Here is a 14,857-nt window from a genome sequence, read left to right as displayed (position 1 = left end):
GGATGGTATAGACGGGGTTGGCGGGGCGGCTATTTGTCGGAAACGTAGACGTTGAGGTCGACCCATTGACCGGACGAAAGCTGCTCAGCGTGCGGCTCGACCCTGTCGAGCGACATTCCGAGCCGCAGAGGGATGCGGTTGCTGGGGAGGTTGCCTGTGGCGCAACGAATCTCGATGCGCCGCATGCCGAACTCCCCGAAAGCGATGTGCCGGAGCGCACGGACGGCGGCGGTGACGATACCCCGGTGCTGGTACTCCTCGCAAAGCCAATAACCGATTTCGATGGTACGGGTGACGTGGTCGGCGGACTTGAACCCGATGAGCCCGGCGAAAAGAGTGCCGGCGCGGATGGTATAGACGGGGTTGGCGGTATCGGCGAGCGCGGACCCGACGAATGCGCGGGTATCCTCCTCGCGCAAAGTGAGGGCGACGAACGGCAGCCACAATCCGAGGTAAGGACGCTGGGTGTCGATAGCGCGGAAAATATCGGATGTGTCGCCGGGCTGCAAGGGCCGGAGCGCGTAAGGACCGAAAAGGGGAATCATGGCGGAGACTTTTGACAAAGATAGGTAAAGTCGAGAGCAAAAGCAAGCGATAGCTTGTTTATGCCGAGACGAAGTATCTAAGACAAAGTCAAAGATAACGAAACCGGACGGAACGACCAAGAGCCTGCCTATAATATAAGGTATGGACGGAAGCGGAGGACGAGGACGGAAGACTGGGAGCGGACAGAAAAGGAGCCGATGATATTTTTCGGGCAATCTGTTGCGGAATTCAAAAAAATTTCTACCTTTGCACCCGGTTTCGTCCCGTAACGGACGGACCGCGACGAGGTTCTTTGAGAAAGATGAAAAAGTAGAAAAAAATTCATTGAATATTTGCGCAATCAATTTTTTATACCTACTTTTGCAATCCAAAACGGTTGATTCTGCCGATGTAGCTCAGTTGGCCAGAGCAGCTGATTTGTAATCAGCTGGTCGGGGGTTCGAATCCCTCCATCGGCTCGGAAAGCCGACGCGAGGGGGCCGAGAGGAAACCGGGCGAAAGAGTCGGAGGACTGAGAGGCCCGAGGCCGGGAATCCGGGGCCGGAAAAGAGGAGGGGCGAATGAGCTTCGGAACTCTTGAAAGCGGAATCGGCGATGAAGACGGAGCCTTGGTCTGAAAGGCCCGGCGGGACGACACCTCCTCGGAGGAGAAAAAAGGGAAGTTACCAGAGCGGTCAAATGGGGCAGACTGTAAATCTGCTGGCGTACGCCTACGGTGGTTCGAATCCATCACTTCCCACTTGAGAAAACCGGTTGGAGTTGCAAAACCTTCGGATGTCGCTGCGAAGCGACGGCGCGCAAGGGGAGTTGCTCCGATACGGTATATTTTTGCGGATACGGCCCTGCGGGGCACGGAGAAGCGGAATTTGCGGAAGTAGCTCAGTTGATAGAGCATCAGCCTTCCAAGCTGAGGGTCGCGAGTTTGAGCCTCGTCTTCCGCTCTGAGGGCGGGCAGTGCCGGAAATCCTTTCGGGAGAGGGGACGGGGCGTTGCCGCCTATGGCGCGAAATGGATTTCGGAACTTTGAAACTTTTAACAGAACTTAATACTTAAACACTATGGCAAAAGAAAAATTCGACCGCTCGAAACCGCATGTCAACATCGGTACCATCGGTCACGTAGACCACGGTAAGACGACCCTTACCGCTGCAATTACGACCGTTCTTGCTAAGAAAGGTCTGTCGGAACTGCGCTCGTTCGACTCGATCGACAACGCACCCGAAGAGAAGGAACGCGGTATCACGATCAACACCTCGCACGTAGAGTATCAGACGGCCAACCGCCACTATGCTCACGTAGACTGCCCGGGTCACGCCGACTATGTGAAGAACATGGTAACGGGTGCCGCTCAGATGGACGGTGCCATCCTGGTAGTAGCCGCTACGGACGGTCCGATGCCCCAGACCAACGAACACGTACTGCTCGCCCGCCAGGTGAACGTACCGCGTATCGTAGTGTTCCTGAACAAGTGCGATATGGTAGACGACGCCGAGATGCTCGACCTCGTTGAAATGGAAGTACGCGACCTGCTGTCGAAGTACGAATACGACGGCGACAACGCTCCCATCATCCGTGGCTCGGCCCTCGGTGGTCTGAACGGCGAAGCTCAGTGGGAAGACAAGATCATGGAGCTGATGAATGCTGTCGACGAATACATCCCCATCCCGCAGCGTGAGAACGAGAAGCCGTTCCTGATGCCTGTCGAGGACGTATTCTCGATCACGGGCCGCGGTACCGTAGTAACGGGCCGTATCGAAACGGGTGTGATCCACGTAGGCGATCCCGTAGAAATCATCGGTCTGGAGGAGAAGACGCTGACGTCGACCTGCACGGGTGTGGAAATGTTCCGCAAGCTGCTCGACGAAGGTGAGGCCGGCGACAACGTAGGTCTGCTGCTCCGCGGTATCGACAAGAAGGAGGTTAAGCGCGGTATGGTAGTAGCCAAGCCGGGCTCGATCACCCCGCACACCGAATTCGAGGCCGAGGTCTACATTCTGAAGAAAGAAGAAGGCGGCCGCCACACGCCGTTCCACAACAACTATCGTCCCCAGTTCTACCTGCGTACGATGGACGTAACGGGTGAGGTACACCTGCCCGCAGGCGTGGACATGGTGATGCCCGGCGACCACGTGACCATCAACGTGAAGCTGATCTACCCGGTAGCCCTGAACGAGGGTCTGCGTTTCGCGATCCGCGAAGGCGGCCGCACGGTAGGTGCCGGTCAGATTCTGAAGATCGTGAAGTAATTCACGCATCGGATAAAAGGGAGCGGCTTCGGGCCGTTCCCGACTTAGGAGCATAGTTCAAGGGTAGAATAGCGGTCTCCAAAACCGTTGATGGGAGTTCGAATCTCTCTGCTCCTGCAAAGAATAAAGAAGAGCAAGATATGTTCAACTATTTCAAAGAAGCGTACAACGAACTTGTGAACAAAGTGACGTGGCCCACGTTCCAGCAGCTGCAAAGCTCGACGGTAGTGGTGATGGTGGCCTCGGTCATCTTTGCGGTCGTTGTATTGGCGATGGACCTCTCGTTCGAGAACCTGATGGGTGCCATCTACAAGACACTGGGAAATCTGGGTCGCTAAACGGCAAGCTGCAAGATGAGCGAAATACAGAAACAGTGGTACGTTGTCCGCGCGATCGGCGGAAAGGAGAACAAGGTCAAGGAATATCTGGAGGCCGAAATTCGCCACAACCACCTGGAAGACTACATATCCCAGGTACTTATCCCGACCGAAAAAGTCTACACGATCCGCAACGGCAAGAAAGTCTCCAAGGAAAAAGTCTCCTACCCGGGTTATGTGTTGGTGGAGGCCGCATTCGTGGGGCAGATTCCCATATTGATTCGTAATACTCCCAATGTGCTGGGATTTCTCGGCGATACGAAAGAAGACAGCCGCTCGATGCACGCGACACCCCTCCGTCCACAGGAGGTGGCGCGCATCTTGGGCCGTGTCGACGAAATGAACGCCATGGAGGAGGAAAACGAAATACCGTTCTTCGCCGGCGAGACCGTAAAGGTCACCGATGGCCCTTTCTCAAGCTTCCAGGGAACCATCGAAGCCGTCGACAACGAGCGCAAGAAACTCACGGTATCGGTGAAGATATTCGGGCGCAAAACTCCTATGGAGTTGAGTTTCACCCAAGTAGAAAAAGAATAAAAACCAAGGAAAACTATGGCAAAAGAGGTTGCTGCATTTATTAAATTGCAGATAAAAGGCGGTGCCGCCAATCCTTCGCCCCCGGTTGGTCCCGCATTGGGCTCCAAGGGAGTCAATATCATGGACTTCTGCAAGCAGTTCAATGCCCGTACGCAGGACAAGGCTGGAAAGGTTCTTCCGGTAATCATCACGGTTTACAGCGACAAGTCGTTCGACTTCGTCGTGAAACAGCCGCCCGTAGCTGTACAGCTGAAAGAAGCAGCGAAGGTGCAGAAAGGTTCCGCACAGCCCAACCGCGACAAGGTGGGACAGGTGACGTGGGAACAGGTACGCGCCATTGCACAGGACAAGATGCCTGACATGAACTGCTTCACGCTGGAATCGGCCATGCGCATGGTTGCCGGTACTGCCCGCAGCATGGGTATCAGTGTCGTTGGTGAATTTCCTAACATGTAATCGAAGAAGATGAGTAAGTTGACAAAAAATCAAAAAGTCGCCTACGCGAAAGTGGAGGCCGACAAGGCCTACAAACTTTCGGAGGCCGCCGCTCTTCTGAAAGAGATTACGTTCACGAAATTCGACGCTTCGGTAGATATCGACGTGCGTTTGGGCGTAGACCCCCGCAAGGCCAATCAGATGGTCCGCGGTGTGGTTACGCTGCCTCACGGCACGGGCAAGCAAGTGCGTGTCCTGGTGCTTTGTACTCCTGAGAAGGAAGCCGAAGCACAAGCCGCAGGAGCCGACTACGTAGGATTGGACGAATACGTTGACAAAATCAAGTCCGGCTGGACCGACGTCGACGTAATCATCTGCACCCCCAACGTAATGGGCAAGGTGGGCGCGCTGGGCCGCATTTTGGGTCCCCGCGGTCTGATGCCGAACCCCAAGACCGGCACGGTGACGATGGAAGTAGGCAAAGCCATCCAGGAAGTGAAATCGGGCAAAATCGACTTCAAGGTCGACAAGTTCGGTATCATCCACACCTCGGTAGGCAAGATTTCGTTCACGGCCGAGCAAATCGCGGACAACGCGAAAGAAGTGCTGGGCATGATCATGAAACTCAAGCCTGCCGCAGCGAAAGGCTCCTATGTGAAGAGCATCTATCTCTCGACCACGATGAGCCCGGGTCTGCAGATCGATTCCAAATCAGTAGAAACCAAATAGAAGGAGGACCGAAGAAATGACGAAGGAAGAAAAACTGGTTGTTATAGACAGCCTCGCCGAACAGCTCCGGACCTATCCTCACTTCTACATCACCGACATCGAAGCGCTGAACGCCGAGCAAACCGCATCGCTGCGCCGCAAGTGCTTCGAGAAAGAGATCAAGCTGGTCGTAGTGAAGAACACACTGCTGACCAAGGCTCTGGAGAAGGTGGAGAAGGCCGACGCTGAACTGGTGAAAGTACTGGAAGGCCCGACCTCGGTCATGTTCGCCAACGTAGCCAAAGCCCCTGCGGCCCTTATCAAGGAATTCCGCAAAGGTTCTGACAAGCCCGTACTCAAGGCGGCGTTCGCCGAAGGGTGCGTATACGTGGGCGACAACCAGATCGACGCTCTCTGCAACATCAAGTCGAAGGAAGAACTCATCGGCGACATCATCACGCTGCTGCAGTCTCCTGCGAAGAATGTTATCTCTGCACTGCAAGCCGGTGCAGGCCAGAAGATTGCGGGCATCGTGAAGACGCTCGAATCGCGAAACAACTAATCACAACAAGTAAAAAACAAAATTTAATACGCTTACAACTATGGCAGACGTAAAGAAACTTGCTGAAGAACTGGTAAACCTCAAGGTAACCGAGGTAAACGAACTCGCACAGATCCTCAAGGAGGAATATGGCATCGAACCGGCTGCTGCCGCTGTTGCCGTTGCAGCACCCGCTGCCGGCGCCGGTGAAGCCGCTGCTGCCGAGAAGTCGACCTTCGACGTGATTCTGAAGAGCGGCGGTCAGGCCAAGCTCCAGGTAATCAAGGTAGTGAAGGACCTCGCAGGTCTCTCGCTGGGCGACGCCAAGGCACTCGTGGACGGTGCTCCCAAGGCTGTGAAAGAAGGTGTTTCCAAGGAAGAGGCTGAGCAGATCAAGAGCCAGCTCGAGGAAGCAGGTGCTGAAGTTGAGCTTAAGTAGCTTTGCTGCTTAAGATTCACACAAAATGAATCCAGGTATAGGGCTTACCGGCGTGTAGGCTCTATGCCTTTTCTTGGTCTAAAGATCGGGAGTGCCGCATGTGCTGTGCCCGGTCCGAGGAAGAAATGCTCCCGGGGCGCAATTGCGGACGCCTGCAAACGGGGGCTTCGGCGGGATAAACAGCGGGCCTGCCGGAAAGGAGCGCGCGGCGATGAGCGGCGCATGGCACCCGGGGCCGCGAGACGGGAGCCGAAAGGGAAAGGAAGAACGGCGGAGCCGAAACCGACCGGACCGGGCGGGAATCTACGAATATCAGAGGACCGACCGGCGAGTGCGGACCGACGAAACGTGTGAAACGGAATTGTGGGCTGAATGCTTGAATCGGAACCGGAAAGATGTGGCAGCAGGTAATGACGCTGAGATGCGATTGTGGTGACGAAACAGCAACTGACGCGACAATGGAACGGGCAAGGTGCCACGTACGAAGACGCTCAACGGGTAAGAAGTGACGTATGAAAGCGCACTGACGGATGAGCGGAAACGTGAGGAAATGGTGGCATGATACACAAGCATGGCGAAGTACGATGCGACATGTGAAGTGTGAGCCTTAACCACGACGGAGTGGTAACGTAACGCATGAGCAAGACAAAGTGTGAGTACGGTTTAAGCACGATGAAGTGGTGACCAATACGCGATGCGCAAGGTAACATGCAACGCAAGTCCGGTCTACGCACACGATGAAGTAACACGCACTATACAACGACGAAGCAACTATTCCGCAACCCTTTGTGAAAGATTGTTCTTCGGAAACGGAAACCGTCTCCGATTTACACTTCAACTAATTTGGATCATACGATGTCCACAGCTAAAACACAACAAAGAATCAGCTTCTCGACAGTGAAGAACCGGGTACCCTATCCGGATTTGCTGGAGGTACAGCTCAAATCATTCCGGGACTTTTTCCAGATGGACACCACGGCCGAAAATCGCAAGAACGAAGGCCTCTACAAGGTGTTTCAGGAAAACTTCCCCATCACGGACACCCGGAACAACTTCGTACTGGAGTTCATAGACTACTATATCGACCCGCCGCGCTACTCGATCGAAGAGTGCCTGGAACGCGGCCTTACGTACAGTGTCCCGCTGAAAGCCAAGCTGAAGCTCTATTGCACGGACGACGAACACGAAGATTTCGGCGTCGTGGTGCAGGACGTGTATTTCGGGACGATTCCTTATATGACCGAACGCGGAACGTTCGTCATCAACGGAGCGGAGCGTGTCATCGTATCGCAGCTGCACCGCTCGCCGGGCGTGTTCTTCGGCCAGAGCATGCACACGAACGGCACCAAACTCTATTCGGCGCGTATCATTCCGTTCAAAGGCTCGTGGATCGAATTCGCCACGGACATCAACAACGTGATGTACGCCTACATCGACCGCAAGAAGAAATTGCCCGTGACGACGCTGTTGCGCGCCATCGGCTATGAAGCGGACCAGCAGATTCTGGAAATCTTCGACCTGGCCGACGAAGTGAAGGTGTCGAAAGCCAATCTGAAGAAAGCCGTAGGACGCAAATTGGCCGCCCGTGTACTCTCGACGTGGGTCGAGGACTTCGTGGACGAAGATACGGGCGAAGTGGTGTCGATTGAACGAAACAACGTAATCGTGGACCGCGAGACGGTACTCGAAGAAGAACATATCGACCAAATCATCGAGAGCGGAGCCAAGACGATTCTGCTGCACAAGGAGAATCAGTCGGGCATCGACTTCTCGATTATTTACAATACGCTGCAGAAAGACCCCTGCAACTCCGAAAAGGAAGCTGTCGTGTACATCTACCGGCAGCTGCGCGCTTCGGAACCGCCCGATGAGGCGACGGCACGCGACGTAATCGAGAAACTTTTCTTCTCGGACAAACGCTACGACCTGGGCGACGTAGGCCGCTACCGCATCAACAAGAAGCTGGACCTGGACATCGACCCCGCCGTGCGGACGCTGACGCGCGAAGACATCATAGCCATCATCAAGTATCTGATTCAGCTGATCAACTCGAAAGCGGACGTGGACGACATCGACCACCTGTCGAACCGTCGTGTCCGCACGGTGGGCGAACAGCTGTCGAACCAGTTCTCGGTGGGCTTCGTACGTATGGCGCGTACCATTCGCGAACGCATGAACGTGCGCGACAACGAAGTGTTCACGCCTGTGGACCTTATCAACGCCAAGACGCTGTCGTCGGTCATCAACTCGTTCTTCGGAACCTCGCAGCTCTCGCAGTTCATGGACCAGATAAACCCGCTGGCCGAAATCACGCACAAACGCCGTCTGTCGGCCCTCGGCCCCGGCGGTCTGTCGCGTGACCGTGCGGGATTCGAGGTGCGAGACGTACACTATACGCACTACGGCCGTTTGTGCCCCATCGAATCGCCGGAAGGTCCGAACATCGGTCTGATTTCGTCGCTGTGCGTCTATGCCAAGATTTCGCCGATGGGCTTCATCGAGACGCCCTACCGCACGGTGGAAAACGGCAAGATCGACATGGACAACTCCCACATCCGTTACTACTCGGCCGAAGAGGAAGAGGGTAAGATTGTGGCGCAGTCCAATATCCCTATCGACGACAAGGGCAATTTCCTCCAGCCGGAGCGCATCAAGGCCCGCCAGGGCGCCGATTTCCCGGTGGTGACGGCCAAGGAAGTGAACCTGATGGACGTGGCCCCCAACCAGATTGCGTCGATTGCGGCGAGCTTGATTCCGTTCCTGGAGCACGACGACGCCAACCGTGCACTGATGGGCTCGAACATGATGCGTCAGGCTGTGCCTCTGGTAACTTCGGAGGCGCCGATTGTCGGCACGGGCATCGAAAAGGAGATGATTTCCGACAGCCGCATTCAGATTGTGGCCGAGGGCGACGGCGAAGTGGTGTTTGCCGACGCGACGAAGATTCAGATCAAGTACCAGCGTTCGGAAGACGAAATACTCGCTTCGTTCGCACCGGAGGTGACGACCTACGAACTTCCGCGCTACCGTCGTACCAATCAGAATACGTCTGTCACGCTGAAACCCATTGTGCTCACGGGCGACAAGGTAAAGAAAGGACAGATTATCACGGAGGGTTACTCGACACAGCAAGGCGAATTGGCATTGGGCCGCAATCTCAAGGTTGCATTCATGCCGTGGAAAGGTTACAACTTCGAGGACGCCATCGTGATCTCGGAGCGCATCCAGCGCGAAGACATATTCACTTCCGTGCATGTTGACGAATATATCATGGAAGTCCGCGACACGAAACGCGGTGTCGAGGAGTTGACGTCGGATATTCCCAACGTCTCGGAAGACGCCACGAAAGACTTGGACAGCAACGGTATTATCCGTGTGGGTGCCAACGTTCATCCGGGCGACATTCTGATTGGTAAAATCACGCCTAAAGGCGAAAGCGACCCGTCGCCTGAAGAAAAACTGCTTCGTGCAATCTTCGGTGACAAGGCGGGCGATGTGAAAGATGCTTCGCTCAAGGCGCAGCCGTCGCTTCACGGTGTCGTTATTGGTACAACGTTGTACAGCCGTGCCAACAAGGACAACAAGAAAGGCAAGAATGCAGAGAAAGCACAGCTTGAACAGCTCGACGAACAATTTGCAACGCAGATTGCCGAGCTGACCAAGCGGCTGACCGGGAAATTGTGGTCTCTGCTTCAGGGCAAGACCACGACGGGCATCACCGACTACTTCGGCGCGGAACTCTACCCGGCGGGTACGAAATTCACGCTGAAGATGCTGGAAGAAATTGCCCGCAAGTCGACCGACGAGAAGACGGGCGTGGTGTCGGGCTATCTGAACCTCGGCTCGTGCAAGTGGACGGGCGACGCCCGCATCGACGCGCTGATCGAGGCGACGGTGAACAACTACTCCATCGAGTGGAAGAAAGCCGACGCGGCCATCAAGCGCGAGAAGTACAACTTCACCAACGGCGACGAACTGCCGCAGACGGGCGTCATCCAGATGGCGAAGGTCTACATCGCCAAGAAACGCAAGCTCAAGGTGGGCGATAAGATGGCGGGCCGTCACGGAAACAAGGGTATTGTAGCCAAGGTGGTCCGCGACGAAGACATGCCGTTCCTGGAAGACGGAACGATTGTCGACATCTGTCTGAACCCGCTGGGCGTGCCCTCGCGAATGAACCTCGGCCAGATTTACGAAACCGTGCTCGGATGGGCCGGCCGTGAACTGGGTCTGAAGTTCGCGACGCCGATTTTCGACGGAGCCTCGCTGGACCAAATCAACGAGTACACGGCGCAAGCGGGTCTGCCGCACAGCGGCCGCACCTATCTGTACGACGGCGGCACGGGCGAAATGTTCGACCAGCCGGCGACGGTGGGCGTGATTTACATGCTCAAGCTGGGCCACATGATCGACGACAAGATGCACGCCCGCTCGATAGGTCCGTACTCGCTTATCACGCAGCAGCCGCTGGGCGGTAAGGCGCAGTTCGGCGGTCAGCGATTCGGTGAGATGGAGGTATGGGCGCTCGAAGGCTTCGGCGCCGCCAACATCCTGCAGGAGATTCTGACCATCAAGTCGGACGACGTGATGGGACGCGCCAAGGCCTACGAAGCCATCGTCAAGGGCGAGAACCTGCCCAAACCGGGAATTCCGGAGGCGATGAACGTGCTGCTGCACGAACTGCGCGGTCTGGCCCTGTCGGTCAAACTGGAGTAAGAATTTTTGGGACGATAAAAAAGAAGAAAGCAATATGTCAATGTCCAAAGACAACAAGGGCGGCAACGGGTACAACCGCATAGCCATCGGACTGGCCTCTCCGGAGGAGATTCTGGCCCAGTCGAGCGGTGAAGTGCTCAAGCCCGAGACCATCAACTACCGCACCTACAAGCCCGAGCGCGACGGTCTGTTCTGCGAACGCATCTTCGGCCCCGTGAAGGACTACGAATGCCACTGCGGAAAGTACAAGCGCATCCGCTACAAAGGCATCGTCTGCGACCGCTGCGGTGTGGAAGTGACCGAGAAGAAGGTGCGCCGCGAACGCATGGGCCATATTTCGCTGGTGGTGCCGGTGGTGCATATCTGGTATTTCCGCTCGCTCCCGTCGAAAATCGGCTACCTGCTGGGTATCCCGTCGAAGAAACTCGAAGCGATCATCTACTACGAACGCTATGTGGTCATCAACCCGGGTGCCGCTGCCGAACAGGGCATCGAACGGCTGGCGACCCTCGCAGAAAAGGAATACCTCGACGTGCTGGCGGCGCTGCCGAAAGGCAACCAGTCGCTCGACGACAGCGACCCGAACAAGTTCGTGGCGATGATGGGCGCCGAGGCGATTTACACGCTGCTGAAGCAGGTGGACCTCGACTCGATGTCTTACGCTCTGCGTCATAAGGCGTCGACCGAGACTTCGCAGCAGCGCAAGTCGGAAGCGCTGAAGTGCCTGAACGTCATCGAATCGTTCCGCGCTTCGGAGGGCAAGAACAAACCCGAATGGATGGTGCTGAGCGTCATCCCGGTCATCCCGCCCGAACTGCGCCCGCTGGTGCCGCTGGACGGCGGCCGCTTTGCGACGTCGGACCTGAACGACCTTTACCGTCGTGTCATCATCCGCAACAACCGACTGAAGCGACTGATCGAGATCAAGGCTCCGGAAGTCATCCTGCGCAACGAGAAGCGTATGTTGCAGGAAGCTGTCGACTCGCTTTTCGACAACTCGCGCAAGTCGAACGCGGTGAAGAACGAATCGAACCGCCCGCTGAAATCGCTGTCGGATTCGCTCAAGGGCAAGCAGGGCCGCTTCCGTCAGAACCTCTTGGGTAAGCGTGTGGACTACTCGGCCCGTTCGGTCATCGTGGTGGGTCCCGAGCTGAAGATGCACGAAATGGGTATCCCCAAGGATATGGCCGCCGAACTCTACAAGCCGTTCGTCATCCGCAAGCTCATCGAGCGCGGAATCGTGAAGACGGTGAAGTCGGCCAAGAAAATCATCGACCGCAAGGACCCGGTCATCTGGGGCATCCTGGAGAACGTTATCAAGGGTCACCCTGTGCTGATGAACCGTGCCCCGACGCTGCACCGACTGGGTATCCAGGCGTTCCAGCCCAAACTCATCGAGGGCAAGGCCATGCAGCTCCACCCGCTGGCATGTACGGCGTTCAACGCCGACTTCGACGGCGACCAGATGGCCGTGCACCTGCCGCTGGGCAACGCCGCCATCCTGGAGGCACAGCTGCTGATGCTGGGTTCGCACAACGTGCTGAACCCTGCGAACGGTGCGCCTATCACGGTGCCGTCGCAGGACATGGTGTTGGGTCTCTACTACATCACCAAACCCCGCAAGGGCGTGAAAGGCGAGGGCCACACGTTCTACGGTCCGGAAGAGGCGATTATCGCCTATAACGAGAAGAAAGCCGACCTGCATGCCATTGTGAAGTGTCTGGTGGACGACCTCGATGAGAACGGCAACCCCGTGCGCGTTATCAAGGAGACGACCATCGGCCGCATCCTGTTCAACCAGGTCGTGCCGCAGGAAGTTGGCTATATCAACGAGGTGCTGACGAAACGTTCTCTGCGTGACATCATTGCCGTGGTGATGAAGAAAGCCGGTGCCGACAAGGTGGCCGCGTTCCTCGACGACATCAAGAACCTCGGTTACCGGATGGCATTCCAGGGCGGTCTGTCGTTCAACCTCGATGCGGTCATCATCCCCGAAGAAAAGGAGAAGCTGGTGCAGGAGGGCTACGAACGCTCGGACGCCATCATGGAAGACTACAACATGGGTCTTATCACCAACAACGAACGATACAACCAGATTATCGACGTGTGGACCAACATCAACTCGAAGTTGACCAAGGCGGTAATCGACACGCTGGTGAAAGACGAAGACGGCTTCAATCCGGTCTACATGATGCTGGATTCGGGAGCCCGCGGCTCGAAGGAGCAGATCCGTCAGCTGAGCGGTATGCGCGGTCTGATGGCGAAACCGCAGAAATCGGGCGTCGAGGGTGGCCAGCAGGTTATCGAGAACCCGATTCTCTCGAACTTCAAGGAGGGTCTTTCGGTGCTGGAGTACTTCATTTCGACCCACGGTGCCCGCAAGGGTCTGGCCGATACCGCACTGAAGACGGCCGACGCCGGTTACCTGACGCGCCGTCTGGTCGACGTGGCACAGGACGTCATCATCAACGAAGAAGACTGCGGCACGCTGCGCGGTTTGACGGCTACGGCCATCAAGCGCAACGACGATGTGGTGCAGACGCTCTACGACCGCATCCTGGGCCGTGTGGCGCTGAACGACGTAATCCACCCGCTGACGGGCGAGGTGCTCTGCAAGGCGGGTGAGGAAATCACGGAAGCCATTGCCGAAGCCATCGAGAAATCGCCGCTGGAATCGGTCGAAATCCGTTCGGTACTTACGTGCGAAGCCCGCCGCGGCGTCTGCGCAAAGTGCTACGGACGCAACCTGGCGACGGCCCGCATGGTGCAGAAGGGCGAAGTGGTCGGCGTGATTGCGGCCCAGTCCATCGGCGAGCCGGGTACGCAGCTGACGCTCCGTACGTTCCACGTCGGTGGTGTGGCCGGAGGCACGGCCGTGGAGACCAATGTGGTGTCGAAGTACGAAGGTCGTCTCGAAATCGACGAACTGCGCACGGTCAAAGGCAAGAACGCCGCAGGCGAAGCCATCAACATCGTGGTTTCGCGCCAGTCGGAATTCCGCATTGTGGATCCGAAGACCGAAATCGTACTTTACACGCACAACCTGCCCTATGGCGCCACGCTTTTCATGGCGGACGGAGCCGGGGTCAAGAAAGGCGATCTGATTTGCGAATGGGACCCCTACAACGCGGTCATCATTTCGGAGACCGAGGGCAAGGCCGTTTACGAGAGCGTATTGGAGGGTATTACGTACCGCGACGAACGCGACGAACAGACGGGCCTGTCGGAAAAGGTGGTCATCGAATCGAAGGACAAGACCAAGAACCCGGTTATTCGGATTGTGGACAAGTCGGGCGAGGAGGTGAAGCAATACAACCTGCCGGTAGGCGCCCATGTGGTAGTGAAGGACAACGCCAAAATCAAGGCCGGCGACATCCTTATCAAGATACCGCGTGCGGTGGGCAAGTCGGGCGGCGACATCACCGGCGGTCTGCCGCGTGTGACCGAGCTCTTCGAGGCCCGCAACCCGTCGAACCCGGCCATCGTATCGGAAATCGACGGCGAAGTGACGTTCGGCAAAATCAAGCGCGGTAACCGCGAAATCGTCATCACCTCGAAAGAGGGCGAACAGAAGCGCTACCTGGTGCCGCTGTCGCGTCAGATTATCGTCCAGGAGAACGACTTCGTGAAAGCCGGCAGTCCGCTTTCGGACGGTGCGATTACGCCGACGGACATCCTGAACATCCTGGGTCCGACGAAGGTGCAGGAGTACATTGTCAACGAGGTGCAGGAGGTCTACCGCATGCAGGGCGTGAAGATCAACGACAAGCATTTCGAGGTGATCGTGCGCCAGATGATGTCGAAAGTCAGGATCGAAGACCCGGGAGACACCCGTTTCTTCGAGGATCAGATCATCGACAAGTGGGAGTTCATGGATGTGAACGACGAGCTCTACGACAAGGTGGTGGTCACCGACGCAGGCGATTCGACGAACCTGCAGCCGGGGCAGATTGTTTCGCTGCGCAAACTGCGCGACGAGAATTCGAGCCTCAAGCGCCGCGACCAGCGTCCGGTGCAGGTCCGCGACATTGTTCCGGCTACCTCGACGCAGGTGCTGCAAGGTATTACCCGCGCCGCACTTCAGACTTCGAGCTTCATTTCGGCGGCATCGTTCCAGGAGACGACCAAGGTGCTCAACGAGGCGGCCATCCAGGCCAAGGTCGATCCGCTGGAGAACCTCAAGGAGAACGTAATCTGCGGTCACCTGATTCCGGGCGGAACGGGTCTGCGCGACTACGACAACTTGGTGGTCGGCTCGAAAGCCGAACTGGAAGAAATCCGGCAGGCGCAATAATCGCCACAGCCATATTGA

At 56.6% G+C, this 14,857-nt stretch carries 10 protein-coding genes and 4 tRNA genes; 13 read left to right on the top strand and 1 reads right to left on the bottom strand.

Annotated elements, in window-relative coordinates:
- Positions 1-29: 29 nt before the first annotated feature.
- On the bottom strand, positions 30-545 hold the full coding sequence (locus NFR47_RS02790; RefSeq protein WP_251214057.1) for a GNAT family N-acetyltransferase: 516 nt from the start codon (positions 543-545) through the stop codon (positions 30-32).
- A gap of 385 nt (positions 546-930) precedes the next feature.
- Here NFR47_RS02790 and NFR47_RS02785 point away from each other — a divergent pair.
- From NFR47_RS02785 to rpoC, 13 genes are all read left to right on the top strand, one after another.
- A tRNA-Thr gene (locus tag NFR47_RS02785) sits at positions 931-1,004 on the top strand.
- Between the two features lie 198 nt (positions 1,005-1,202).
- Positions 1,203-1,285 (top strand) — tRNA-Tyr (locus tag NFR47_RS02780).
- Positions 1,286-1,414: 129 nt separating this feature from the next.
- Positions 1,415-1,487: transfer RNA gene (locus NFR47_RS02775), tRNA-Gly, on the top strand.
- Between the two features lie 117 nt (positions 1,488-1,604).
- Positions 1,605-2,792 (top strand): elongation factor Tu, encoded by a 1,188-nt coding sequence (gene tuf / locus NFR47_RS02770; protein WP_251214056.1) that lies wholly within the window; start codon positions 1,605-1,607, stop codon positions 2,790-2,792.
- Positions 2,793-2,838: 46 nt separating this feature from the next.
- Positions 2,839-2,909: transfer RNA gene (locus NFR47_RS02765), tRNA-Trp, on the top strand.
- Between the two features lie 23 nt (positions 2,910-2,932).
- A complete protein-coding gene (gene secE / locus NFR47_RS02760) occupies positions 2,933-3,130 on the top strand; it encodes a preprotein translocase subunit SecE (RefSeq protein ID WP_251214055.1) in 198 nt (65 codons plus the stop codon).
- A gap of 15 nt (positions 3,131-3,145) precedes the next feature.
- Positions 3,146-3,706, top strand: a complete 561-nt coding sequence (nusG, locus tag NFR47_RS02755; RefSeq protein WP_251214054.1) for a transcription termination/antitermination protein NusG — start codon at positions 3,146-3,148, stop codon at positions 3,704-3,706.
- 15 nt (positions 3,707-3,721) lie between these two features.
- The gene (gene rplK / locus NFR47_RS02750) at positions 3,722-4,162 is read left to right on the top strand and encodes a 50S ribosomal protein L11 (RefSeq protein ID WP_251214053.1); all 441 of its coding nucleotides are present in this window, start codon (positions 3,722-3,724) and stop codon (positions 4,160-4,162) included.
- Between the two features lie 9 nt (positions 4,163-4,171).
- Positions 4,172-4,870 (top strand): 50S ribosomal protein L1, encoded by a 699-nt coding sequence (gene rplA, locus NFR47_RS02745; protein ID WP_251214052.1) that lies wholly within the window; start codon positions 4,172-4,174, stop codon positions 4,868-4,870.
- 16 nt (positions 4,871-4,886) lie between these two features.
- Entirely contained in the window at positions 4,887-5,411 is a 525-nt protein-coding gene (gene rplJ / locus NFR47_RS02740) for a 50S ribosomal protein L10 (protein WP_251214051.1), read from the top strand.
- 40 nt (positions 5,412-5,451) lie between these two features.
- Positions 5,452-5,829: a 50S ribosomal protein L7/L12 gene (gene rplL / locus NFR47_RS02735; RefSeq protein WP_251214050.1), complete on the top strand. Its 378-nt coding sequence runs from the start codon at positions 5,452-5,454 to the stop codon at positions 5,827-5,829.
- A gap of 855 nt (positions 5,830-6,684) precedes the next feature.
- On the top strand, positions 6,685-10,545 hold the full coding sequence (rpoB, locus tag NFR47_RS02730) for a DNA-directed RNA polymerase subunit beta (RefSeq protein ID WP_251214049.1): 3,861 nt from the start codon (positions 6,685-6,687) through the stop codon (positions 10,543-10,545).
- Positions 10,546-10,579: 34 nt separating this feature from the next.
- Positions 10,580-14,839, top strand: a complete 4,260-nt coding sequence (rpoC, locus tag NFR47_RS02725; protein WP_251214048.1) for a DNA-directed RNA polymerase subunit beta' — start codon at positions 10,580-10,582, stop codon at positions 14,837-14,839.
- The last annotated feature ends 18 nt before the right edge of the window (positions 14,840-14,857 follow it).

Origin of the sequence: Alistipes muris, from assembly GCF_943193205.1 — a bacterium.
Lineage (GTDB): Bacteria > Bacteroidota > Bacteroidia > Bacteroidales > Rikenellaceae > Alistipes > Alistipes muris.
The sequence above is the reverse complement of the archived record's forward strand: the minus strand, read 5'-3'. Positions and strand labels throughout refer to the sequence as shown.